Source organism: Streptomyces durocortorensis (genome assembly GCF_031760065.1).
In the GTDB taxonomy this organism is placed as follows: domain Bacteria; phylum Actinomycetota; class Actinomycetes; order Streptomycetales; family Streptomycetaceae; genus Streptomyces.
Window position 1 is genome coordinate 3,218,364 of record NZ_CP134500.1, and the last position, 23,239, is coordinate 3,241,602.

The window sequence follows — 23,239 nt, forward strand, 5'->3', positions numbered from 1 at the left end:
CGCACGTACGGTCCCGTGCGTAGCCCGGGGCTGGACTGGTTAGGCTCGAATACGTGAGCAGGTTCCAGGTCGTCAGCGGCAAGGGCGGTACCGGTAAGACCACGGTCGCCGCCGCCCTCGCGCTCTCCCTCGCGGCCGAGGGCAGGCGCACCCTCCTCGTCGAGGTCGAGGGCAGGCAGGGCATCGCCCAGCTCTTCGATTCCGACGCGCTCCCCTACGAGGAGCGCAAGATCGCCGTAGCGCCGGGCGGCGGCGAGGTGTACGCACTGGCGATCGACGCCGAACGCGCGCTCCTCGACTACCTCCAGATGTTCTACAAGCTCGGCGGCGCGGGCCGGGCGCTGAAGAAGCTCGGCGCGATCGACTTCGCCACGACCATCGCGCCCGGCGTCCGGGACGTCCTGCTGACCGGCAAGGCCTGCGAGGCCGTACGCCGCAAGGACAAGCAGGGCCGGTTCGTCTACGACCACGTCATCATGGACGCCCCGCCGACCGGCCGCATCACCCGCTTCCTGAACGTGAACGACGAGGTCGCCGGGCTGGCGAAGATCGGCCCGATACACAACCAGGCGCAGGCCGTGATGCGGGTCCTGAAGTCCCGGCAGACCGCCGTCCACCTGGTGACGCTCCTGGAGGAGATGCCGGTCCAGGAGACCGCGGACGGCATCGCCGAGCTGCGCGCCGCCGAGCTGCCCGTGGGCCGCGTGATCGTGAACATGGTCCGCCCGCACCTGCTGGACGAGGACGCCCTGCGCACCGCGGCGGGCGGCCGCCGCAAGGAGATCGCCAAGACGCTGACCCGGGCTGGAGTGACCGGTTCCGCCGCCCTCGTACGCCCTCTGGTCGAGCAGGCTGCCGAGCACGCCGAGCGCGTCGGCCTGGAGCGGGAGCAACGCGCGGTGCTGGCCGGGCTCGGCCTGCCGACGGCGGAGCTCCCGCTGCTCGGCGACGGGGTGGACCTGGCCTCGCTGCACGTTCTGGCCACGGAGCTCCGTAAACAGGGCGCGGGGGAAGAGGGAGACGTATGACAGCGGGCACACCCGGCACGGATGCGGCCGGGCTGGACACGGACGCGCTCCCGGGCACCGGTACGTCCCCCGACACGGGGACGGATACGTCCACGGACACGGTTACGTCCCCGGACATCGATACGTCCCTGGACACGGACGCGCTACTGGACGACCCGGGCATCCGGATCGTCGTGTGCTGCGGCTCCGGCGGGGTCGGCAAGACCACGACCGCCGCCGCCCTCGGCGTACGGGCCGCCGAGCGTGGCCGGAAGGTCGTCGTCCTCACCATCGACCCGGCCCGCCGCCTCGCCCAGTCCATGGGCATCGACCGGCTGGACAACGTCCCCCGGCGGGTCGACGGCATCGTGGGCGACGGCGAACTGCACGCCATGATGCTCGACATGAAGCGGACCTTCGACGAGACCGTCGAGGCACACGCGGACGCCGAACGGGCCAGGGCGATCCTGGAGAACCCCTTCTACCAGTCCCTGTCGGCCGGGTTCGCCGGTACGCAGGAGTACATGGCGATGGAGAAGCTCGGGCAGCTGCGGGCGCGCGACGAGTGGGACCTGATCATCGTCGACACCCCTCCCTCGCGCTCCGCGCTGGACTTCCTGGACGCGCCGAAGCGGCTCGGTTCGTTCCTCGACGGGAAGTTCATCCGGCTGCTGATGGCGCCCGCGAAGGTGGGCGGCCGGGCCGGGATGAAGTTCCTCAATGTCGGTATGTCGATGATGAGCGGAACGCTGGGCAAGCTGCTCGGCGGCCAGTTCCTGCGGGACGTCCAGACGTTCGTCGCCGCGATGGACACCATGTTCGGCGGCTTCCGCAGCCGCGCGGACGCCACGTACAAGCTGCTCCAGGCGCCCGGCACGGCCTTTCTCGTGGTCGCGACGCCGGAGCAGGACGCGCTGCGCGAGGCCGCCTACTTCGTGGAGCGGCTGGCTGCCGAGGACATGCCGCTGGCCGGTCTCGTCCTCAACCGCGTGCACGGCAGTGAGGCTTCACGGCTCTCCGCCGAACAGGCCCTGGCCGCCGCAGAAAATCTTGACGACGCCCGCATTGTGGATCAGAGGGCCGGGAAAGCTGGCCTTGGTGACCAGCGAGCCCCCGACCCGGCGGTCACCGCTCCCGACACGACCGAGCCGCCCCACAAGAACGACGGGGACCACGAAAAACATGAGGACCACGAGGACCACGAGGACATCGCGAGCCCCGGGACCACCTCTGCCGAGGAACTGACGGTCGAGGAACTGACGTCAGGTCTGCTGCGCCTGCACTCCGAGCGCATGCAGGTCGTGGCCCGCGAACGCCGTACACGCGACCGCTTCGCGGCCCGGCACCCCGAGGTGCCGGTGACCGCTGTAGCGGCGCTGCCCGGCGATGTGCACGACCTGGACGGCCTCCGGGCCATCGGCGACCGCTTGGCCGCCGGTTCCGCCCCGGCTCCGGCCGGAGCGACGTAGGCGCTTGGGCCGGAGCAGCGTAGGCGCTTACCGAAGGCGGCGCAGGCGCGCCTGCCCCGGAAGGCCGCCTACCCCACAGCGGCGTACGTCTCGTGCAGTTCCTCGTCCTCCAGCCCGATGACTCCGGGCAGAATGCCGGTGGACCGCTCGTACTCGCTGCGTGCGGTCTCCAGCAGTCGGCGCCAGGACGTGACGGTCGGCCGGCGGCGCAGCAGTGCGCGGCGCTCCCGTTCCGTCATTCCACCCCACACGCCGAACTCGACGCGATTGTCCAGCGCGTCGGCCAGGCACTCGGTCCGCACCGGGCATCCGGTGCACACCGCCTTGGCCCTGTTCTGCGCTGCCCCTTGTACGAACAGTTCATCCGGATCGGTAGTGCGGCAGGCTGCCTGCGCACTCCAGTCGGTTACCCAGCCCATGCCGGCGCCGTCCTCTCCCGAATCGAGGCTCCCCCACGGCGGTAGCGGCATATTCACCGCTGCCAGTTGAGGACGTTACGGAAGGTGGGGACAGCACAACACCCCCTTCGGGCCCAATCTTGAATGGTCCGAACGGACTATGCGTATGCGGCAGATCACCCAGGGGAGTGATGCGAGGACATCAGCGACTATCGTCACCAAAGCGGGACAGTTCACTCAAGTCGCAACGGACTTTCAGCGACATTCGGGGCGATTCGGGAGCGCCACGATGTGTGCCTGAAGGGCGATGTGGCTGCGCATCGGCCAGGGGAAGAATGACCAGAAGACGCGCATGGGGCTGCAGGGGGCTTGATACGGAACCGGACTGCTGTGACAGTTGAGAGCAGCTTAGGCCAAGGCCTATACGCGTGTCCGGCGAATGAGAACGTAGGCTGCCCCCATGCCAAAGACGCGCTCGGGCGGGGGTCTCACCACGACCCAGCAGGCCGCCAAGTTCCTCGGTGTCGCCGCGCTCTCCGGAGCTGTGCTGGCAGGCATCGCGCTGCCCGCAGCCGGAGCGCTGGGGCTCGCCGCAAAGGGGACGGTCGAAGGGTTCGACGAGATCCCCGCCAACCTCAAGACTCCGCCGCTCAGTCAGCGGACCACGATCCTGGACCGCGATGGCGGTGCCATCGCGACGGTCTACTCACGTGACCGCACGGTCGTCCCGCTCAAGGACATCTCGCCGTACATGCAGGACGCGATCATCGCGATCGAGGACTCCCGCTTCTACGAACACGGGGCGGTCGACCTCAAGGGCATCCTGCGGGCGTTGAACCGCAACGTACAGGCGGGCGGGACCGCGCAGGGCGCGTCGACGCTCACCCAGCAGTACGTGAAGAACGTCTTCGTCGAGGAGGCGGGCGACGACCCGGAGAAGGTCGCGGAGGCCACCCAGCAGACGCTCGGCCGCAAGGTCCGCGAGCTGAAGTACGCGATCCAGGTCGAGGAGGAGCTCGGCAAGAAGAAGATCCTGGAGAACTACCTCAACATCACGTTCTTCGGGCAGCAGGCGTACGGCATCGAGGCCGCCTCCCAGCGCTACTTCTCCAAGCACGCCAAGGACCTCAAGCTGGAGGAGGCCGCGCTGCTCGCCGGCATCGTCCAGTCGCCCAGCCGTTACGACCCGGTCAACGACGCGGAGGAAGCGACCAAACGCCGCAACACGGTGCTGGCGCGGATGGCCGCCGTCCGCAGCATTTCGCAGGCCGAGGCCGAGAAGGCCATGAAGACCCCGGTCAAGCTGAAGGTCTCCAGGCCGAACAACGGCTGCATCACCGCCGTCAGCGGCTCCGGCTTCTTCTGCGACTACGTCCGCAAGACGATCCTGACCGACCCCGCCTTCGGCAAGACCGACGAGGAACGCGCCAAGCTCTGGAACCTCGGCGGGCTGACCATCCGGACCACGCTGGACCCGCGGGCCCAGCGGGCCGCCAACGAGGCCGCCACCGCGAGGGTCAACAAGGACGACAAGTTCGCGGCGTCCGTGGTGCAGGTCCAGCCGGGCAGCGGCAAGATCCTCTCCATGGGCCAGTCCCGCCCGTACGGCCTGGACCAGAAGCAGCACGAGACCGTCCTCAACCTCTCCGTCAGCAACAAGATGGGCGGCTCCACCTACGGCTTCCAGGTCGGCTCCACGTTCAAGCCGTTCACCGCGGCGGCCGCGCTGGAGAAGGGCATCAGCCCGGCGACGTCGTTCTCGACGGACTGGAAGATGACGCTGAAGGAGCGGGACTTCAGGAACTGCACCGGCTCCCCGGCGGGCTACGCGGACTGGCCCCTGCAGAACGAGCTGGAGTCCGAGAAGGGCTCCTGGGACATGACCAGCGCCCTCGGCAAGTCCATCAACACCTACTTCGCGCTGCTGGAGCAGAAGGCCGGCCTCTGCGAGACCGTGGAGATGGCGAAGAAGCTCGGCTACGAGCGCGGTGACGGCAAGAAGATCGGCGAGTACCCCTCGATCACCCTCGGTGGTGAGGTGAGCACCCCGCTCTCCATGGCCGGCGCCTACGCCGCGTTCGCCAACCGGGGAACGTACTGCACGCCGATCGCCATCGAGTCGATCACCGACCCGAACGGCAAGAAGCTCAAGGTCCCCGAGTCGACGTGCACGCGGGCGATGAGCGAGAAGACCGCGGACACCATCAACCAGATGCTCAAGGGTGTGGTGGAGGACGGCACCGGTACGCAGGCGGGGCTGAGCGACCGGGACAACGCGGGCAAGACGGGTACGACGAACGACCGCAAGGACGCCTGGTTCGTCGGGTACACGCCGAACCTCTCCACCGCGGTGTGGGTGGGCGACGACATCGGCGAGAAGAGCTCGATGTTCAACGTCACCATCGGTGGCCGGTGGTACCCCAAGGTCTGCGGCGGCTGCCTCCCCGGCCCGATCTGGAAGATCGCCATGACCGGCGCACTGGACGCGTCCGAGACCCCCTCCTTCAACCCGGTCTCCGTCCCCCGGGCGAAGGCCAAGGAGGACAAGGAGAAGGGCGACCGCGACCGGGACCGGGACCGCGGGAACGAGGACCGCGAGGATGACAAGCCCGGCCGTGACGACCCGTTCCCCGGCATCGATCTCCCGGAGAGCGTGATCGGCGGACCGGGCGGCGGCGGACCACGCGGGCAGGGCGGCGGCTCGGAAGGCCCCTGACCCATACGCGTACGCACACAGGAAGAACCCGTACGCGTACGCACACAGAAGAGGGGGTGGGGCGCCCCGGTCACGGACCGGGGCGCCCCACCCCCTCTTCTGTTCCGGTCTGTTCCGGCCAGGAAGCTCAGCCCGCGAGGAGCTTCTTCACCGCGGCGGCCACCCGGCCGCCCTCCGCGAGCCCGGCGACCTTCGGATTGACGATCTTCATGACGGCGCCCATCGCGCGCGGCCCCTCGGCGCCGGCGGCCTTCGCCTCCTCGACGGCGGACGCCACGACCGCGTTCAGCTCGTCGTCGCTGAGCTGCTTGGGGAGGTAGCTGTCGAGCAGCTCGCCCTCCGCCTTCTCCCGCTCGGCCTGCTCGGTCCGGCCGCCCTGGGCGAAGGCCTCGGCCGCCTCGCGGCGCTTCTTCGCCTCCCTGGCGATCACCTTCTGCACCTCGTCGTCGGAGAGCTCGCGCGCCGACTTGCCGCTGACCTCTTCCTTGGTGATCGCGGTGAGGGTGAGCCGAAGGGTGGACGAGGTCAGCTCGTCACGCGCCTTCATGGCCGTGTGGAGGTCTTCCTTGAGCTTGGACTTGAGCGTGGTCATGCCGCGATTGTGACAGGTGCGGGGCCCGGGCCGCCCACGGGTTTTCCGCTGCCTCCACCGGTTTTCCGCTCACCGTGCCGCTTCTGCGACGATGGACGCATGCGCGCACGCTACGGAGTACCCCTGAAAGTCACGGCAGTCGGTGCGGCGGTCGGCGCTGCCGGTCTCGCCTACGCCGCCGGATTCGAGGCCCGCTCGTTCCGGCTGCGCCGGGTCACCGTTCCCGTACTCCCGCACGGGGCCCGCCCCTTGCGTGTGCTCCAGGTCTCCGACATCCACATGGTGAGCGGCCAGCGCAAGAAGCGCGCCTGGCTCCAGTCGCTGGCGGGCCTGCGCCCGGACTTCGTGGTGAACACGGGCGACAACCTGTCCGACCCGGACGCGGTGCCCGAGGTGCTGGACGCGCTCGGCCCGCTGATGGAGTACCCCGGGGTGTACGTCTTCGGCTCCAACGACTACTACGGCCCCCGGCTGCGCAACCCTGGCCGCTACCTCCTGGAGAAGATCCAGGGCAAGCACGGTCTCAACGGCAACGAGCCCGCGGTCGGCGTCGTCCACAACCCGTGGGAGCCGATGCGCGACGCCTTCGACGAGGCGGGCTGGCTGGACCTGTCGAACACCCGGGGCCGACTCAAGCTCGACGGCCTGGAGCTCGCGTTCACCGGTCTGGACGACCCGCACATCAAGCGGGACCGTTACGCCGAGGTCCAGGGCGGACCGGAGGCAGGCGCCGACCTCTCCATCGGCGTGGTCCACGCCCCGTACCTGCGCTCCCTGGACGCCTTCACCGCCGACGGCTACCCCTTGATCCTGGCTGGCCACACACACGGCGGCCAGCTGTGCATCCCGTTCTACGGGGCCCTGGTCACCAACTGCGACCTGGACACCGACCGAGTGAAGGGCCTGTCCAGCCACACGGTCGGCGACAAGCGCGCCTACCTCCACGTCTCCGCGGGCTGCGGCACCAACCGCTACACCCCGGTCCGCTTCGCCTGCCCGCCCGAGGCCACGCTGCTGACGCTGGCCCCGAAGGCCTGAGCGGCGCCTCAGGGCTGCCCCGTATCCCTGGTGGATCAGCGCGCGGCGCCGGATGCGGCGCATCGCACGGCGGAGGGACGTCTGATACGGGATGCACGGGTTGCATTCGGGCGTTCCGACAACGCGGCGAGGCTCCGTAGCTGCCGTCGTGCGCCCGCCAGGGATCAGTCGTGCGCCCGGCAAGGACCAGGGGACAGCCCTCAGGGGGCGGTGCCGGTCGGCGGGCGACGAATCGCGGGGGTCTTCCCACCCGCATACGGTACGAATCATGACCGCCCCCAGGACCGCTCTGCTCCCCCGCCCCCGGGCGGCAGAGGTGCTCCCGGCGGCCGTCGGCACCCCGCCCCGCCGGTGTGCCGCCGCCCTGTGCGCGCTGGTGTGCGCGACGGCAGCCGCGGGCCCGCTGACCGCCCTGGTGACCGGGGACCTCGGGGCAGCCCTGACGCACTTCACCCCCCTGGCGAACCTGCTGGTGGCGGGAGCCTTCGGCTGGTCGGCCGTACGCGCCTGGCGGGACGGCCGACCGCTGCCGCCGAGGCTGTCCGGCGGGGTGCTCCTGCTCGTCGCGGTGAGCGCGCTGATGTACCACCTGGTGCTGGTCAACTACGCCCCCGATCCTCTCGGGCCCTCCGCGAGCCTCCTGCTCCACACGGTGACCCCCATCACCGTGGCCGCCCACTGGCTCCTGCTGACCGCGCCCCGCACCCTGCGCCTGGCCCACATCCCCCTGTGGCTCCTGGCCCCCCTGGCCTATCTGGCCCTCACGCTGGCCCTCGGCGCCCTGCTCTCCCCCGGCAGCCGGACCCGCTACCCGTACCCGTTCCTCAACGTCGATACGTACGGCTACGCCGGTGTCCTCACCCAGGCCACGGCCCTGGGCCTCCTCTTCGCCGCCCTCGGTGTCCTGCTCACCGCGGCGGACCACCTCCGGCCGAACACGGCGGGGTGGCTCCAGGCCCGGAGAAACCGGATTTCGCCTCCGGCCGCTGGTGGGCTAAAGTAATCGATGTCGCCGGGAGTCCGGTGGACATCGGGGTGTAGCGCAGCTTGGCAGCGCGCTTCGTTCGGGACGAAGAGGTCGTGGGTTCAAATCCCGCCACCCCGACAGCTGAAACACCAGGTCAGGCCCAGTACTGAGAAATCAGTACCGGGCCTGATTTGCGTTGTCGGGCCATTCTGGGAACCGCTTGGAAGCCAAGTGCGTGGTTCGCCTCCCATCCATGGCTCTGGTCGACCGGTCGACGCCTTGGCGCTCGTCAAGTACAGGCAAGTCATCGCTTGATCCTTCTCTGCCAACTCGAAAGCTTGGCGCAGCATCACCGGCTGCTCCCCCGGGAACCCACTCACCGGTTCGGCTGCGAATCCCGGCTGACCAGCCAGCCCATTGAGACGCAGATAGGCCCGACTTGCTGTGGCCGGGGGCTGCACGGACGCCGTTACCTGCTGTCTCCGCCGCGGAAGCCGGAACGGGAAGACGTACGCCAGGATGGTGAAGGCGCCGGTGACGGCCATCTGCCGACAGCGGTCACGGGAGCGGCCGAGAGCCTGCCGCGTTCGTGTTGCCCGGCCCGGGGCGGAGGTGAACCGGCTGTGCCGTCACGGTCGAGGCCTGAGGTCGTCGGAGCGCCCGGCCTTGATGCGGGACCACTGGGGGATGGGGCGCCCATTGCTGCGCATGGGGTGCTCGGGGGGTACGTCCTTGTCCTGCGGCCAGCCCGGTGGCGAGTCCTCCCACTGCTCCTGGCGTCCGTACACGGTGAGGTCCATGAGCGCGTAGCTGTAGTCCATCGCCTCCACGCCTCGCAGCGTCGTCCAGTACGTCTCGTAGACTCGGCCCCCGTCGCGCAGGTAGCAGACCACGTGCATCATGCCGACGCGGCGTCCGACCAGGAGCTCGTCCTTCGACGGTAGGGCCGAGTACCACGGCATGTCCCAGCCCATGAATTCCCGGTAGCGGTGGCTCTCCTCGTACGGGCCCTGGCAGAGGACCGCGTAGGTGATGTCGCGGGAGTGCAGGAAGGGCAGCTCCTGGACCTGGTTGGTGACCCAGGTGCAGCCCTCGCACTGGTCGGCCGCGGTGTGGCCGTCGTGCCGCATGAAGTAGTAGGCGATGAGCTGCCGACGCCCTTCGAACGCGTCGAGCAGAGTGACCGGGCCGCCCGGGCCGGTCAGTTCGAGGTCGGCGGCCACCTCGACCATGGGCAGTCGGCGCCGGGCCGCGGCGATCGCATCGCCCTCCCGGGTGTGCGCCTTCTCGCGGAGCCGCAGGCTGTCCAGCTGGGCCTGAAAGGAGGCCCGGTCCGCTACCGGTGGCAGCGCCGGTGCGCGGTCGGGGTCCGCCGTGCTGTTGCGCTCGGTCACGATCGCGTCCCGTCGTCGTACACCATCGGTCGCCCTCGGCCAGCCGAGGGCTTCCCTGATCCGCACCAGACGAGTTTTCCAGGGGTGGCCGGTCCGATCCAGTTCCCTGGGCAGTGCGGCGAGCCGCGGAGTCCTGGACCCCCTGGAATACCCCGCGTCGACGCACAGCATCGGCCGGGCCGCCGGGGGTGCCCCCTCCGTGCACGGGGGGCGCGCACTCCGTGCACAACTCGTTCGCCGGGATCGTCACCGCCGTCACATCGTGGCCCGGTCGAGAGCCAGTCCGGGCCTCACCTGCTCGTGTCACCGGTGAGTCGCGAGGCTTCCGAGGAGTTGGCCATCGAGATCCGGGGGGGCCGCGACGGTCCGGGTGAAGTCGACCAACGTCCGCATCGACCGGCCGAGCGCTCCTCAGCCCGGCCGGGCGCGCCTCGTCCTTGCACCCAGACCTACCGAACAGCCATTCGGGCATATCAGAAGACTTCTCGCGCGGGCATGCGCGGTGTGTACAGCGAGCTGCCAGAAACTGGTTCGCTCCCTTCAACCACCCACCCACCCCCCACACTTCGAAGGGCTGGCAGCCATGTCAGTACGAAGGATCTGGGCATCCCTCTCCACTCTGGCGCTCGCCGCCGTGACCGCTCTCGGCGTCGTCGGTCCCGCTTCCGCGGCGGAGTCGGCGGCTGACCCTACCGCCGCGGGCGGCTATGTCGCACTCGGCGATTCCTACTCCTCGGGCGTCGGCGCCGGGGACTACCTCTCCGACAGCGGTGACTGCCGACGCAGCACCAACGCCTACCCGTATCTCTGGGCGGCGGCGAACTCCCCCGCCTCGTTCGACTTCGTCGCCTGCTCCGGAGCGACCACCGCCTCGGTGGCAGGCAGCCAGCTGAGCGCGCTCAACGCATCGACGTCACTGGTCAGTGTCACGGCCGGAGGCAACGACATCGAGTTCGCCGACGTGATGCAGGACTGCCTGCTGTCGAGCGAGGCCGTCTGCCTCGACAGCGTGGACGCCGCTATCTCACGGATGAACAACTCCCTTCCGGGAAACCTTGATTCGCTCTACGGCAGTATCCGCGAGCGCGCCCCGCAGGCCCGGGTCGTGGTGCTCGGATATCCGCGCTTCTACCAGCTGTCCGGCAACTGCATCGCCGGACTGACCGAGTCCGAGCGGGCCGCGATCAACAACGCGTCGGACGTGCTGAACGACGTCCTCGCCAAGCGGGCCGCCGACGCCGGGTTCGCCTTCTCCAACGTGGTGGACGAATTCACCGGGCACGAGCTGTGCTCCGGCGACGCCTGGCTCCACAGCGTGACCGTGCCGGTCTACCACTCGTACCACCCCAAGGCCGCTGGGCAGTCGGGCGGCTATCTGCCCGCCTTCCACTCGGCGGTGTAGGTCCGGCCACCGCACGGAACAGCCGTACGGCGAAACAGCAGTACGACAGAACAGCAGTGCGGCGGTTCACCGGGCGACCGGTGGACCGCCGTTCTCAGTAGCGCTCGACCAGGTGCTCGCGGCCTGCCGGTGGCTCGTACGACTCGGGCCAGAAGTCCGTCACCCCCGTGATCAGCCCCTGAGCGTCGAAGGTGAAGAAGTGGATGGCGTCCAGCTCCTGCGGCCTCTCCCTCGTCTCCTCCGGCCCCTCCCCCGTCACGGTGAACCCCGTCCGAGCTGCGGCCTGCCGGCCCTCCGCGTCGGCGACGATCCGCTCGACCCGGACGTGCCAGTCGCCCGGATACTCCTGGTTGAACCGGAGATACCGCTCCTTGCCGCGGATCCGCTCCCGCGTCTGCGGCAGGTCGTACACCACGTCGTCGGCGAGCGTCGCGGCGAACGCGTCCCACTCGCGGGCTTCGGCCGCCGCCCAGAACCTCTCCACCGCCGCGCGCAGCCGACCCGTTCCGATGGTCCTGCCTGTCATGTCGGTCATGGGATCGAGTGTGACCCCCACCACTGACAATCACCGGGGAGACAGCTGCTGAGCTGTGGTCATGCCTGAGGTCCCGTGGGGCGCGAGGCCTTGATCGAGTACATCAGCGGGATCCGCGGCCGGTCCTCGGGGAAACGGTAGCGGCCGTCCGGATGGCGCTCCAGCGTGCCGAACCGCGCGAAGAGCGAGGCGTCGTGCTCGTGGAGGAACTCGATCCGCAGGCCCGCCGCCGCGAGGGCCGTCACCACCTCGCCCACCGGGTGCTGCCACTCGACACTGCGGTTGTGCACCGTGGGGGCGTCGAAGTCCGCGTACGTCCCCGGCGTCTCGTCCACCCAGGCCTCACGGCTGAAGTAGTCGTCGGTGACCACGGAACCCGTCGCGTCGTCCAGCACGTCGGTCAGCGGATGGAACTCCGCGAGATAGAGGAATCCGCCCGGGGCGACCAGCGAGGCGGCGGTCTCCGCCCAGCGCACGATGTCCGGCAGCCAGTTCAGCGCGCCCACGCCCGTGTAGACGATGTCGTACGCGGGGTCGGGGACGGCTGCCGGGGCGTCGTACACGTCGGCGGCGACGAACGCCGCCCGGTCCGGCCCCAGCCCCAGGGACCTGGCCAGCCCGCGGGCCGTCTCGACGGCGGGCTCGGAGAAGTCGAGGCCCACCACCTGAGCGGCGCCGTGCCGCGCCCAGGACAGGGTGTCCAGCCCGATGTGGCACTGGAGGTGCAGCAGGGTCCGGCCCGTGACGTCGCCGACCTCCGCGAGCTCGAAGGCCCGCAGCGCGTCCTTGCCCGCCCGGAACGCCTCCAGGCCGTAGAAGTCGCTCGCCACATGGATCGGCACGCGCTCGTCCCAGCGCGCGCGGTTGGCCGCCTGCCAGTCGTCCGGTGTCGGGGAGTACATGGGCCGCAAGCTACCCGCGTGCCAACAGGGATGCGAGTGGTTATCCACAGGCCGGGGCAGGCTCGGCGGACGGGTTGTCCACAGGGTCCCCGGCGAGGCGGCCGATCGGGTTGGATGGAGGGCATGAGCGAATCACCGAACGTCTCGACCAGGCCGGAGCTCTCCACCACGCCGGAGTGGGAGCAGCGGTTCCGCGCGCCCCGGGTGTCCCTGCCCGACTGGGCCGAGGACGCGCCTGACCGCTCTCTGTTCGTGTCCAACGCCACCGGGACCTACGAGCTGTACGCGTGGGACCGGGTGAGCGGCAGGCAGCGCCAGGTCACCGACCGGCCGAACGGCACGACCGACGGTGTGCTGACGCCCGACGGCGAAGCCATCTGGTGGTTCAGCGACACCGACGGCGACGAGTTCGGGGTGTGGATGCGCCAGCCGTTCGGCGGCGGGGAGGACGAGCCCGTCGCCCCGTCTCTCGCCCCCTCGTATCCGGCGGGCCTCGCGATCGGGCGGGACGGTTCGGCGGTGATCGGCCGCTCGACCGACGAGGACGGTACGACGATCCACCTGGTGCGGAAGCCGGGCGGGGGCGGGGGCGCCTCGGAGTCGGTGGAGACAGTGGAAATCTACCGGCACCGGGAGTCCGCGGGCGTCGGCGACCTCTCCCACGACGGGACCCTGATCGCGCTGGAGCACACCGAGCACGGCGACGCGATGCACTCGGCGCTGCGCGTGGTGCGCCCGGACGGCTCCACGGTGGCCGAGCTGGACGACACCGAGGGTGGCACGAAGGAACTGGGGCTCGCGGTGCTGGGGTTCGCGCCGGTGGCCGGTGACACCCGGCTGCTCGTGGGGCACCAGCGCCGGGGCCGCTGGGAGCCGATGATCTGGGACCCGGTCGCGGGCACGGAGACCGCGCTCGCCGTCGATCTGCCGGGCGATGTGGGCGCCGAGTGGTATCCGGACGGTTCCGCGCTGCTCATCGAGCACAGCTTCGAGGCCCGTAGCGAGCTGTGGCGGTACGAGCCGGGGGCCCCGGGGCCCGTACGCGTGGAGACCCCTGCGGGGACGGTGTCGGGTGCCACTGCCCGCCCGGACGGGACCGTGGAGTATCTGTGGTCCTCGGCCGCGCAGCCGCCGGTGGTGCGGTCGACGAGCGGTGCGGTGGTCCTGGACCCGCCGGGCGCGAAGGCTCCGCCGTCGGTGCCCGTGGAGGACGTGTGGGTGGAGGGGCCGGGCGGCCGCATTCATGCCCTCGTGCAGAAGCCCGCCGCCGGTGACGGCCCCTTCCCCACGGTCTTCGAGATCCACGGCGGGCCGACCTGGCACGACAGCGACGCCTTCGCCTCCGGTCCGGCCGCATGGGTGGACCACGGCTTCGCGGTCGTCCGGGTCAACTACCGCGGCTCCACCGGGTACGGCCGCGCCTGGACAGACGCGCTGAAGCACCGGGTCGGCCTGATCGAGCTGGAGGACATCGCGGCCGTGCGGGACTGGTCGGTGAAGTCCGGGCTCGCGGACCCGGAGCGGCTGGTCCTGGCCGGCGGTTCGTGGGGCGGCTATCTCACCCTGCTCGGCCTCGGCACCCAGCCCGACGCCTGGGCGCTGGGCCTGGCCGCGGTGCCGGTCGCGGACTACGTCACGGCGTACCACGACGAGATGGAGGCCCTGAAAGCGATGGACCGCACGCTGCTGGGCGGCACGCCGGAGGAGGTCCCCGAGCGCTTCGAGGCCTCATCCCCGCTGACGTACGTCGACGCGGTGCGCGCCCCGGTCTACATCTCAGCGGGCGTCAACGATCCGCGCTGCCCCATCCGTCAGGTGGAGAACTACGTGGACCGACTCGCGGCCCGCGGCGCGGTGCACGAGGTCTACCGGTACGACGCCGGACACGGGTCGCTGGTCGTGGAGGAGCGGATCAAGCAGGTCCGGCTGGAGCTGGGGTTCGCCCTGAAGCACCTGGGGGGCGGTGACGCCCTGGGGGCGTAAGGGCCGGATAAGAAGGCGCGCGTAGGCGGACCCCGCTCCGGGGTACCGGAGCGGGGAACCGTACCTTGGAGGGGTGTACCGGTTCCTGCTGACCCCGCGATGGTGGGGGATCAACCTCTTCGTCGTGCTGGCCATCCCGTTCTGCGTGTTCATGGGCACCTGGCAGCTCGGCCGCTTCGAGGACCGTGTGCAGTCGCACGAGCAGGCGACGAAGCAGCCCGACCCGAGCACCCGGGCCGCCGAACCGCTGGACGAGCTGCTGCCGGTCGACAAGGTGACGTCCGGCCGCCCGGCCATCGCCACGGGGACGTACGCCGACCAGTTCCTGGTGCCGGGCCGTGAGCTGGACGACCGCCAGGGCTTCTACGTCCTGAACATGCTGCGTACGGACAGCGGCAAGGCCCTTCCGGTCGTACGGGGGTGGCTGCCCGGTTCCGCGAGCGGCGCCCGGGTGCCTGCAGCGCCGGAGGGCGAGGTCACGGTGACCGGCGACCTCCAGGCGTCCGAGAACATCAACAGCGACGGCGTCAACGCGCGGGGCGGGCTGCCCGAGGGCCAGCTCGGCATGATCAGCGCCGCGACCCTGGTGAACCTCGTCCCGTACGACGTGTATGACGCGTGGGTGACGCTTCCCGAGGCCGAGGCGGGCGGCGCGACCGGCACGGGCGGCGCGATGAAGCCGGTGCCCGCGGCGGCCCCGCAGGGCAGTGGCCTCGACCTCAAGGCCTTCCAGAACCTGGGGTACACGGGCGAGTGGTTCGTCTTCGCCGGGTTCGTGCTCTTCATGTGGTTCCGGCTGGTCCGCCGCGAGGCCGAGGCCGTCCGCGACGTAGCGCTCGGCCTCGTCCCGGAGACGGAGGACGGGCCGGGTTCGGAAGGCGGCCCGGCGCCGGAGGACCCGTCGGCCGAGGAGGCCGTGAAGGCCGTGAAGGCCTCGTCGGTCCCGGGGCCCTCGGATTCCCTGGAGTCCCCGGAGGGCGCGGCCCCGAAGGCCCGGGAATCGTCGGAGGCCTAAGGGCTGTCCCGGGACGACCGCGAGGCCGTCTACGGCCCAGGCCTAGGACGTGGCGAGGAGGCCTGTGCGGTAGATCGTGCCGGAGCAGGCGTTGGGGATCTTCGTCTCCGCGGTGGGCGCGCCCGTCTCCGGGGTGTGCGTCACGGTGACGCTGCCCTCTGCCGTGCCCCCGCCGTCGTCCTCGCGCAGGGACTGGGTGTCCGTGCCGGACTGGCCGGAGCCCTCGCTCACGGACCCGCCCGCGCCGTCCGCCGACGGGGTGGGGCTCGGTGAGGGACCCACGGTCGGACAGGTGTCCGTCGGCACCCAGGCGAACTTCACCTCGTACGCCATGGACGGCTTCAGCCGCACCGTGCCCGGCTCCTTCGAGGGGTCGGGCAGGCCGGGGGCCGCGTCGCCCGCCGCGTGCTGGATCACGTCGATCTTGAGCGGGTCCGCCGCGCCGAGGGCGGTGAAGCCGACGGTGCCGTTGCTGCTGACCGCGCATTCCGAGCGGGACATGTTGGCGATCTTGAAGCTGCCGTAGACCGTGCCGTCGGCGTCCGGCGCGTCGGTCCCCGCCGAGGCGACGCCGAGCTGACCCGGGTCGCAGACGGGCAGGGCCGCGAGCCCGGTGCGCGGGGAGCCGGGCACCTCGCCGCCGGTCGCGGTGGCGTCCGGATCGCTGCCCAGGCCCGGGGAGGGGCTCCGGGGCGGGTCGGGCTCGCCGACACCGCCCTCGCTCTGGCGCTCCGTGGGCGCCACTGCGACATCGCCGCGCTCCGCGGGGCCCGTATCGGCCCCGTTGCCGCCCTGGGCCTGCTCGCCGTGTCCGGCGATGGCGGGGGCGGCGGTGGACGAGCTGTCGGAGGCGGCGACGTGGACGAAGGCGGGGACGGCGGTGCCGATCAGCAGGGCCGCCGCGGCCGCTCCGACGACGGCCTGCCGCCGCTTGGCCCGGCGCGCGGGGACGGCTCGGTGCAGACGGTCGAGGGTCCCCTCGGAGGGTTCGAGCTGCCCCACTGCCCCCTGGAGCAGCCGACGCAGGGCGACCTCGTCCAGCTCCTCCGGCTCGGCGCGCTCGTCCCGAGCGGATGCGCCGCGTCGCCCGGCGAAGAGTTCGGCCACTGAGCCCGGGCCGCTCCCGCCGCCGGCGCGCTCCTCGGCCGACCGCGTGGCCGGAGCCGGTTCCGGAAGCTCGCTCTGCTCGGGCTCCGCGCTCGCGGCGTGCGGGCGCTCCGGATCGTTGTGCGGAGTCGTCTCCGGCCCGTCGTTCACCATTCCGTTTCCCGTCGGGTCATTCTCGTGCCTGCGCTCGGGCCGGAAGTCGGGCCGGCTCATGTCTGGGCCTCCATCACGACGCGCAGCGCCGCGATGCCCCGGGAACCGTACGCCTTGACCGACCCCAGTGAGATGCCCAGCGTCTCGGCGACCTGGGCCTCCGTCATGTCCGCGAAGTAGCGCAGCACGAGCACCTCGCGCTGGCGCCGCTGGAGCCCTTTCATGGCCTTGATCAGCGCGTCCCGCTCCAACTGGTCGTACGCGCCCTCCTCCGCGCTCGCCATGTCCGGCATCGGCTTGGAGAGCAGCTTCAGCCCGAGGATGCGGCGGCGCAGCGCGGAGCGCGAGAGGTTGACGACGGTCTGGCGGAGGTAGGCCAGGGTCTTCTCGGGCTCACGGACCCGGTTGCGAGCGGAGTGCACGCGGATGAACGCCTCCTGCACCACGTCCTCGCAGGACGCGGTGTCGTCCAGCAGGAGGGCGGCGAGGCCGAGCAGGGAGCGGTAGTGGGCGCGGTAGGTCTCGGTGAGATGGTCGACCGTGGTTCCAGCTGCCACCGTCTCGTCAGCACCCACGCGCTGCGCGGGCAGTTGGGCCGGTCGCGCGGCGGGCATGGGCGCGATCACCGGCATACCGCCGGGCGCGCGGGGCCGCCGGAGCGGACGCACGGACGCGCCTCGCAACGGGCCCACCACTGTGATGTCGAGAACCTCTGCCACGCCTGTTGGACACGCTGCCCCCCGTCAGGGTTGTACGCGGACCGCGCCACGTTCAGCTCTGTGCGACATGCCCTCATACGTACCCGCTCTTCCCCAAATGCCCCGTAATAGCGTCCGGCCACGCAAGAAGTGACGACTTAGACGCCGCCCAGCCGACATGCGGTTGCAGAGGGCCGGGAGATCATCGTCGGATATGACAACGCCCCAGCTCAAGAGGTTCAGACCAGCAAATTGCTCATAGAGCGTTCACAGATCCTACAAAACAGGTTCGATCATCCTCGGGGAAATTCAGCAGCCACGGATTCAGCGATCTGCGCCACATTCAAAGCGGCACCTTTTCGGAGATTGTCTCCGCAAAGGAACATTTCCAGGGCGTGCGGATCGTCCATCGAGCGCCGGACCCGGCCCACCCAGGTGGGGTCGGTGCCCACCACATCGGACGGGGTCGGGAAATCCCCGGAGGCCGGGCTGTCGAACAGCACCACGCCGGGTGCGGTAGCGAGGATCTCGTGGGCCCGGTCGACGGCCACCTCGTTCTCGAAGCGGGCGTGGACGGACATCGAGTGGGTCGCGACGACGGGAACGTACACGCAGGTAGCGGTGGTCTTCAGATCGGGCAGCCCCAGGACCTTGCGGCACTCCTGGCGGATGGCGATCTCCTCGGAGGACCAGCCGTCCCCGGCATCCGTACCGGCCCACGGCACGACGTTCAGCGCGACGGGGGCGGCGAACGGGCTCCCGGCCGCACCCTCCCGGTCCCCCAGGGCGCGGCGTACGTCGCCGGGCTGGGTGCCCAGCTCCGTACCGGCCACCAAGGAGAGCTGTTCGCGCAGGGCGGCGACGCCGTCCCGGCCCGCGCCGCTGACCGCCTGGTAGGAGGAGACGATCAGCTCGCGCAGTCCGAACTCGGCGTGCAGCGCGCCGACCGCGACGATCAGCGACAGGGTGGTGCAGTTCGGGGACGCGACGATGCCGCGCGGCCGGAGCCGGGCGGCATGGGCGTTGACCTCCGGGACGACCAGCGGCACATCGTCGTCGAGCCGGAAGGCCGCCGAGTCGTCGACGACGACGGCTCCCTTGGCGGCGGCGATCGGGGCCCAGCGGGCGGACACCTCGTCCGGCACCAGGAAGAGGGCCACGTCGATGCCCTCGAACACGTCCTCGGCGAGCGCGAGCACCTCGCTCTCCTCGCCGCGCACGACCAGCTTGCGGCCGGCCGAGCGCGGCGAGGCGACGAGTCTGACCTCGCCCCAGACATCCGCGTGCTGCGAGAGAATCCGGAGCATGACACCGCCGATCGCCCCGGTCGCACCGACGACCGCGAGCGAAGGGCGGTGCTCGGTCATCGGCCGGTGCCTCCGTAGACGACGGCCTCGTCGGAGTCGCTGTCGAGCCCGAAGGCGGTGTGCACGGCGCGCACGGCCTCGTTGACGTCGTCGGCGCGGGTGACCACCGAGATACGGATCTCGGAGGTCGAGATCAGCTCGATGTTGACGCCCGCGTCGGACAGCGCCTCGAAGAAGCCCGCCGTGACACCCGGGTTGGTCTTCATGCCCGCGCCGACGAGGGAGATCTTGGCGATCTGGTCGTCGTAGCGGAGCGAGTCGAAGCCGATGGCGGCCTTGGTCCGCTCCAGGGCGTCGATGGCCTTGCGGCCCTCGGCCTTGGGCAGGGTGAAGGAGATGTCCGTCAGGCCGGTCGACGCGGCGGAGACGTTCTGCACCACCATGTCGATGTTGACCTCGGCGTCCGCGATGGCGCGGAAGATCGCGGCCGCCTCGCCCGGCTTGTCCGGGACGCCGACGACGGTGACCTTGGCCTCCGAGACGTCATGGGCGACTCCGGAGATGATCGCGTGCTCCACCTTCTGGTCCCCTTGCGGCTCGTTGCTGACCCAGGTTCCGCGCAGTCCGGAGAAGGACGAGCGGACGTGGATCGGGATGTTGTAACGGCGTGCGTACTCGACGCAGCGGTGCAGCAGCACCTTGGAGCCGGACGCGGCCAGCTCCAGCATGTCCTCGAAGGAGATCCAGTCGATCTTCTTCGCCTTCTTCACGACCCGGGGGTCCGCGGTGAAGACGCCGTCGACGTCGGTGTAGATCTCACAGACCTCGGCGTCCAGCGCGGCGGCCAGCGCGACGGCGGTCGTGTCCGACCCGCCGCGGCCGAGGGTGGTGATGTTCTTGCCCTCCTGGCTCACGCCCTGGAACCCGGCGACGATGGCGATGTTGCCCTCGTCGATCGAGGTCCGGATGCGGCCCGGCGTGACGTCGATGATGCGCGCTTTGTTGTGGACCGAGTCGGTGATGACACCGGCCTGGCTGCCCGTGAACGACTGGGCCTCGTGGCCCAGGTTTTTGATCGCCATCGCCAGCAGGGCCATGGAGATCCGCTCACCGGCGGTCAGCAGCATGTCGAATTCACGGCCGGTAGGCATCGGAGACACCTGCTCGGCGAGGTCTATCAACTCGTCCGTCGTGTCGCCCATCGCGGACACCACGACAACCACCTGGTTGCCGTTCCTCTTGGCGTCGACGACTCGCTTGGCGACCCGCTTGATGCCCTCGGCATCGGCTACGGAGGAGCCTCCGTACTTCTGCACGACAAGGCCCACGTGCGCTCCTCGCTCAGTCATTACTGCGGTCGGCTCAGTTTAACGAGCAGCCCGGAATCGACCCGTCCATACCAGATGATGAGATGTCCCGCTCATCACCCGGTACGGCGTGTCGTTCCGAACCGCTCGTAGGGGGCTGTTGCCCCGTAGGCCCCGGAGCACTCCCGTTTGTGTCCCAGCCCACACCTTCCGCACGGAAAGCGCGAGCCGGGACACTTACCGCTACGGCAACTGCTGGATCTCCGTCTCGGACAGCACACCCGCGTAGGCGTACACGCTGTCCACCACGCCACGCAGCTGCTCGCCCCACCCGTCGGCCGTGCGGCCCCGGCCGAGCTGGAGCCCGCCCGTGCTCTTCCAGGCGGCGTCGAAGTCCGCCGTGCCGCCCTCCGCGTACTTCACCCCGTCGAGGTAGAACGACACCTGCTTCGCGGAGGCGTCATGGACCACGGTCACCCGGTGGCCCGCCCCCATGCCGCCGTCGGGCCACTCGATCCGGCTGAGCACGGTCTCCGGCGCACCCGGCTCGTCGGCGTGCGACATCACCAGGTCCCAGCTGGAGTTCTCCGGGTCGAAGCGCACCTTGAAGGCGTCGCCGTGCTCGCCGCCCTGGGAGATCGCCGTCATCGGCGCCGCCGGGTCGTCGTCGGCGAGCCGGACGCGGGCGCTGACGGTGAAGCTCCCCGTGGTGTCGACGACGGGCGCGTCCGTGGCGGCGTGGCCCGAGACGCCGTCGAGGCGGAGGTGACCGTCCCCCTCCAGCGGCCAGTCCTGGGAGCACTCCAGGTCCAGCGGGTCGCACGGCTCGTCGAGGCGGAAGACCGAGGCCCCGGCGCCCAGCTTCAGTGGTGCTCCCCCGCCCGTCTCCGGGGCGAGGCCGTCCGGCGCGGTGTCGAGCGCCCAGTGGCCGAGCTGCCGCGCGGCACGGGTGGCGAGGGCCGTCAGCTCGTCCGGCACGACGATCCGGTCGTACGCCCGTACGTCACCGATCTCGCCCTGCCAGCGGTCCCGGTAGCCCCGCGCCCCGCGCGCCCGGCCGATCTGGAAGTCGCCCTCGCCCGCCACGGGGACGGCGGCCGTCTCCTCGCCTACCGCGCGGCCGTTCACGTACAGCCGGGCCGTGCCGGTCTCCGCGTCGTACTGGCCGAGCACATGGGCCCAGCCGCCGGTCTCGGGCAGCCCGCCCGTGACCTTCGCGCCGCCGACGGAGAACGACCAGGCGGGCCCGGAGCCCGCCTGGGTCAGGCCCAGCGTGAAGGCGCGTGCCGTGCCCGCGTCCTGCGAGAGGACCGTACGGGCGCCGTCCACGCGCTCCGGACGCACCCAGCCGCCCACCGCGAAGTCCTTCGCGGTGTCGACGACGACCGGGGCGCCCGGGGTCAGGAAGCCGTGGCCCGATCCGTCGAGCGAGGCGGTGGAGGTGAGCGGGGTGCCGGAGGGCGCGGGCGCGCCGAACGTGACGCCCTTGCCCGCCCGGGCCGGGGTGCCGGTCTCCGCGGCGGCCGAGCGGGAGCCCGCCGCGTCGGCGAGCTTCCACTGCGCCACCGGGGCGGGCCCCGCGCCGATCAGGAACGTGTGGTCGGTGCGCGGACCACGGTTGCCCGCCCGGTCCTGCGCCTGCACGGAGAGGGTCTGCCGGCCGGTCCGCTCCGGCAGGAAACGGATCTCGGCCGATCCGTCTGGCCCGGCCTCGACGGTCTTCTGCGGCCCGCCGATGAAGGAGTAGGCGTAGGAGACGACGTCCTCGGCCTGCGCCGTGACATGGAAGGTCCCCCGGACACCGACACCGGGCCGCCAGACGTCGTCGTCCGGGTAGTCGGCGGAGGTGACGGCCGGGGCGTCGGGCAGGGTGCGGTCGTAGACGAACTCGCAGGGCGCGCCCGCCCCTTCGCTGCTCCAGGCCGATGCCCCGTCGTCGTTGGCGGCGCGCACCCGCCAGGACACGACGGTGCCGTCGGGAACGGTGCTCGGCAGCTGCCAGCTGAACGGGGCGGTGTCGCCCTTCATTGCGGTGGTCAGGGTCACCCGCTCCTCGGCGCCGCCCTCGCCCTGCCACCACGCCTCGAACTCGCCCCGGACCCGGCCCACTTCACCGGACTGGCCGCCGCCGGGGCCGTACAACCGGGCCGTCACCTGCGGAACGTTCATCACGTACGGACGGTCCTCGCCGGAGACGCACGCCGCGCCGCCCGTCTTCAGATCGGCGACCAGCGGCTGCTTCGGCGGGAGCCCGCCCACTGCCGCCAGTACGGTGCCCGGCGTCGCCAGCACCGTCCCGGCGGCGATCACCACCGCGGTGGCCGCCCGTCTCGCTCGTCCATGTCCGGTACGTCCCGTCATGCGCGTTCCCCTCCCCTGTTCAGCCCTCGAAGATCAGTGATCAAGGGCTGGGGGAGATTAACAATCAGGTCCGTCGGCCCGCCATGAATATCGGGCCGGTGCGCGGGAGAACGGGCAGCTCAGTCCACGGAGACGGGCTCCGCGTCGACGGCCGGGAGGTCGACGGCCGGGAGCAGGGGCTACTTCACCGGCCGCAGCCCCAGAGGCCCCGCGATCTCCTCCAGCATCACGCGGCCCGCCTCCTCGGCGAGGTCCTCCTCGCCCGGGTCCTGGTCGGTGTCCAGGCCGTCCAGTTCCTCCAGGGGCTGGCCCAGGCGGATGTGGGCGACCAGGGACTGGAGGGCGCGCAGCGTGGCGGAGGCGGTGGAGCCCCAGTTGGAGAAGTACGAGAACTGCCACCACCACAGCGCCTCGGCCGTGCGGTCGGCCTCGTAGTGGGCCAGGCCGTGGCCGAGGTCGGTGACCAGGTCGGCGAGGTCGTCGGAGATGCGGTGCGGGACGGGGGCCTTGCGGGGCTCGTACGGGTCGAAGACCTCGGAGTAGACGTCGATCGGCTCCAGGAGCGCCGCGAACCGCTCGCGCAGGCCGTCCGCGTCCGGCTCCGCGCCGAGGTCCGGTTCGTAGCGCTCGTCGGGCAGGACGTCCTCGTACGCACCGAGGCGGCCGCCCGCGAGCAGGAGCTGCGAGACCTGGAGGAGAAGCACCGGAACGGCTTCCTCCGGCTCCTCGACCCTGGACACCTCGGTGACCGCGACGATGAACGTCTTGATCTGGTCCGCGATCTGGACGGCGAAGTCGCCCGGGTCCTGCGTGACGGAGTTCAGCGTGGCGTCAGACATCGAGGGGACCTCCCGTGGGCGCGGTCACAGACGGTGAAGCGGACGACAG

General features: G+C 70.7%; 19 protein-coding genes and 1 tRNA gene. 9 read left to right on the top strand and 11 right to left on the bottom strand.

Annotated features, from left to right (window positions below; all coding sequences use genetic code 11):
• Positions 1–53: 53 nt before the first annotated feature.
• Entirely contained in the window at positions 54–1,028 is a 975-nt protein-coding gene (locus tag RI138_RS14120) for an ArsA family ATPase (RefSeq protein WP_311120195.1), read from the top strand.
• Positions 1,025–2,476, top strand: a complete 1,452-nt coding sequence (locus RI138_RS14125) for an ArsA family ATPase (protein ID WP_311120196.1) — start codon at positions 1,025–1,027, stop codon at positions 2,474–2,476. Before RI138_RS14120 ends, RI138_RS14125 begins: the two co-directional genes overlap by 4 nt.
• A 68-nt stretch (positions 2,477–2,544) precedes the next feature.
• On the opposite strand, the gene RI138_RS14130 is transcribed toward RI138_RS14125, so the two are convergent.
• The gene (locus RI138_RS14130; RefSeq protein WP_006126397.1) at positions 2,545–2,895 is read right to left on the bottom strand and encodes a WhiB family transcriptional regulator; all 351 of its coding nucleotides are present in this window, start codon (positions 2,893–2,895) and stop codon (positions 2,545–2,547) included.
• Between the two features lie 439 nt (positions 2,896–3,334).
• Here RI138_RS14130 and RI138_RS14135 point away from each other — a divergent pair, with 439 nt between their 5' ends.
• On the top strand, positions 3,335–5,590 hold the full coding sequence (locus RI138_RS14135; RefSeq protein WP_311120197.1) for a transglycosylase domain-containing protein: 2,256 nt from the start codon (positions 3,335–3,337) through the stop codon (positions 5,588–5,590).
• Positions 5,591–5,717: 127 nt separating this feature from the next.
• Here the strand turns inward: RI138_RS14135 and RI138_RS14140 are convergent, their stop codons facing one another.
• Positions 5,718–6,182 (bottom strand): GatB/YqeY domain-containing protein, encoded by a 465-nt coding sequence (locus RI138_RS14140; RefSeq protein ID WP_096622891.1) that lies wholly within the window; start codon positions 6,180–6,182, stop codon positions 5,718–5,720.
• Between the two features lie 99 nt (positions 6,183–6,281).
• On the opposite strand from RI138_RS14140, the gene RI138_RS14145 reads away from it, so the two are divergent.
• From RI138_RS14145 to RI138_RS14155, 3 genes are all read left to right on the top strand, one after another.
• Positions 6,282–7,220 carry a metallophosphoesterase gene (locus tag RI138_RS14145; protein WP_096622889.1) on the top strand — a complete coding sequence of 313 codons (939 nt, stop codon included), beginning with the start codon at positions 6,282–6,284 and terminating at the stop codon, positions 7,218–7,220.
• 268 nt (positions 7,221–7,488) lie between these two features.
• Positions 7,489–8,223 (top strand): Pr6Pr family membrane protein, encoded by a 735-nt coding sequence (locus RI138_RS14150; protein WP_311120198.1) that lies wholly within the window; start codon positions 7,489–7,491, stop codon positions 8,221–8,223.
• 28 nt (positions 8,224–8,251) lie between these two features.
• A tRNA-Pro gene (locus tag RI138_RS14155) sits at positions 8,252–8,325 on the top strand.
• A 491-nt stretch (positions 8,326–8,816) separates the two neighbouring features.
• Here the strand turns inward: RI138_RS14155 and RI138_RS14160 are convergent.
• Positions 8,817–9,581 carry a DUF899 family protein gene (locus RI138_RS14160; protein WP_311120199.1) on the bottom strand — a complete coding sequence of 255 codons (765 nt, stop codon included), beginning with the start codon at positions 9,579–9,581 and terminating at the stop codon, positions 8,817–8,819.
• 583 nt (positions 9,582–10,164) lie between these two features.
• On the opposite strand from RI138_RS14160, the gene RI138_RS14165 reads away from it, so the two are divergent.
• Positions 10,165–10,983, top strand: coding sequence for an SGNH/GDSL hydrolase family protein (locus tag RI138_RS14165; protein WP_311120200.1), 819 nt, complete (start codon positions 10,165–10,167; stop codon positions 10,981–10,983).
• Positions 10,984–11,077: 94 nt separating this feature from the next.
• On the opposite strand, the gene RI138_RS14170 is transcribed toward RI138_RS14165, so the two are convergent.
• Positions 11,078–11,518 (bottom strand): nuclear transport factor 2 family protein, encoded by a 441-nt coding sequence (locus RI138_RS14170; RefSeq protein WP_311120201.1) that lies wholly within the window; start codon positions 11,516–11,518, stop codon positions 11,078–11,080.
• Positions 11,519–11,577: 59 nt separating this feature from the next.
• Positions 11,578–12,420, bottom strand: a complete 843-nt coding sequence (locus tag RI138_RS14175; RefSeq protein ID WP_311120202.1) for a class I SAM-dependent methyltransferase — start codon at positions 12,418–12,420, stop codon at positions 11,578–11,580.
• A 114-nt stretch (positions 12,421–12,534) separates the two neighbouring features.
• Here RI138_RS14175 and RI138_RS14180 point away from each other — a divergent pair, with 114 nt between their 5' ends.
• Together RI138_RS14180 and RI138_RS14185 are read left to right on the top strand one after the other, a co-directional pair.
• Positions 12,535–14,403: a S9 family peptidase gene (locus RI138_RS14180; protein WP_311120203.1), complete on the top strand. Its 1,869-nt coding sequence runs from the start codon at positions 12,535–12,537 to the stop codon at positions 14,401–14,403.
• Positions 14,404–14,476: 73 nt separating this feature from the next.
• Positions 14,477–15,418 carry an SURF1 family protein gene (locus RI138_RS14185; RefSeq protein WP_311120204.1) on the top strand — a complete coding sequence of 314 codons (942 nt, stop codon included), beginning with the start codon at positions 14,477–14,479 and terminating at the stop codon, positions 15,416–15,418.
• 42 nt (positions 15,419–15,460) lie between these two features.
• Here the strand turns inward: RI138_RS14185 and RI138_RS14190 are convergent, their stop codons facing one another.
• The 6 genes from RI138_RS14190 to RI138_RS14215 all read right to left on the bottom strand — a co-directional run bounded on the left by RI138_RS14190 (position 15,461) and on the right by RI138_RS14215 (position 23,190).
• Complete coding sequence (locus tag RI138_RS14190; protein WP_311120205.1) at positions 15,461–16,738, bottom strand: hypothetical protein; 1,278 nt, start codon at positions 16,736–16,738, stop codon at positions 15,461–15,463.
• Positions 16,735–17,310 (bottom strand): SigE family RNA polymerase sigma factor, encoded by a 576-nt coding sequence (locus RI138_RS14195; RefSeq protein ID WP_096622802.1) that lies wholly within the window; start codon positions 17,308–17,310, stop codon positions 16,735–16,737. The genes RI138_RS14190 and RI138_RS14195 overlap by 4 nt, the downstream gene beginning before the upstream one ends.
• Positions 17,311–17,669: 359 nt before the next feature.
• Positions 17,670–18,743, bottom strand: a complete 1,074-nt coding sequence (locus RI138_RS14200; protein ID WP_311120206.1) for an aspartate-semialdehyde dehydrogenase — start codon at positions 18,741–18,743, stop codon at positions 17,670–17,672.
• Entirely contained in the window at positions 18,740–20,011 is a 1,272-nt protein-coding gene (locus RI138_RS14205; protein ID WP_311120207.1) for an aspartate kinase, read from the bottom strand. The genes RI138_RS14200 and RI138_RS14205 overlap by 4 nt, the downstream gene beginning before the upstream one ends.
• Positions 20,012–20,233: 222 nt before the next feature.
• On the bottom strand, positions 20,234–22,351 hold the full coding sequence (locus RI138_RS14210; protein ID WP_311120208.1) for a LamG domain-containing protein: 2,118 nt from the start codon (positions 22,349–22,351) through the stop codon (positions 20,234–20,236).
• 179 nt (positions 22,352–22,530) lie between these two features.
• On the bottom strand, positions 22,531–23,190 hold the full coding sequence (locus RI138_RS14215; protein ID WP_096622794.1) for a DUF5063 domain-containing protein: 660 nt from the start codon (positions 23,188–23,190) through the stop codon (positions 22,531–22,533).
• Between the last annotated feature and the right edge of the window lie 49 nt (positions 23,191–23,239).

Coding starts and splice junctions, on each gene's coding strand:
- RI138_RS14150 (WP_311120198.1), top strand. CDS start 7,489: ATGACCGCCCCCAGGACCGCTCTGCTCCCCCGCCCCCGGGCGGCAGAG.
- RI138_RS14175 (WP_311120202.1), bottom strand. CDS start 12,420: ATGTACTCCCCGACACCGGACGACTGGCAGGCGGCCAACCGCGCGCGC.
- RI138_RS14135 (WP_311120197.1), top strand. CDS start 3,335: ATGCCAAAGACGCGCTCGGGCGGGGGTCTCACCACGACCCAGCAGGCC.
- RI138_RS14170 (WP_311120201.1), bottom strand. CDS start 11,518: ATGACCGACATGACAGGCAGGACCATCGGAACGGGTCGGCTGCGCGCG.
- RI138_RS14195 (WP_096622802.1), bottom strand. CDS start 17,310: ATGCCGGTGATCGCGCCCATGCCCGCCGCGCGACCGGCCCAACTGCCC.
- RI138_RS14180 (WP_311120203.1), top strand. CDS start 12,535: ATGGAGGGCATGAGCGAATCACCGAACGTCTCGACCAGGCCGGAGCTC.
- RI138_RS14200 (WP_311120206.1), bottom strand. CDS start 18,743: ATGACCGAGCACCGCCCTTCGCTCGCGGTCGTCGGTGCGACCGGGGCG.
- RI138_RS14145 (WP_096622889.1), top strand. CDS start 6,282: ATGCGCGCACGCTACGGAGTACCCCTGAAAGTCACGGCAGTCGGTGCG.
- RI138_RS14165 (WP_311120200.1), top strand. CDS start 10,165: ATGTCAGTACGAAGGATCTGGGCATCCCTCTCCACTCTGGCGCTCGCC.
- RI138_RS14130 (WP_006126397.1), bottom strand. CDS start 2,895: ATGGGCTGGGTAACCGACTGGAGTGCGCAGGCAGCCTGCCGCACTACC.
- RI138_RS14140 (WP_096622891.1), bottom strand. CDS start 6,182: ATGACCACGCTCAAGTCCAAGCTCAAGGAAGACCTCCACACGGCCATG.
- RI138_RS14215 (WP_096622794.1), bottom strand. CDS start 23,190: ATGTCTGACGCCACGCTGAACTCCGTCACGCAGGACCCGGGCGACTTC.
- RI138_RS14190 (WP_311120205.1), bottom strand. CDS start 16,738: ATGAGCCGGCCCGACTTCCGGCCCGAGCGCAGGCACGAGAATGACCCG.
- RI138_RS14125 (WP_311120196.1), top strand. CDS start 1,025: ATGACAGCGGGCACACCCGGCACGGATGCGGCCGGGCTGGACACGGAC.
- RI138_RS14210 (WP_311120208.1), bottom strand. CDS start 22,351: ATGACGGGACGTACCGGACATGGACGAGCGAGACGGGCGGCCACCGCG.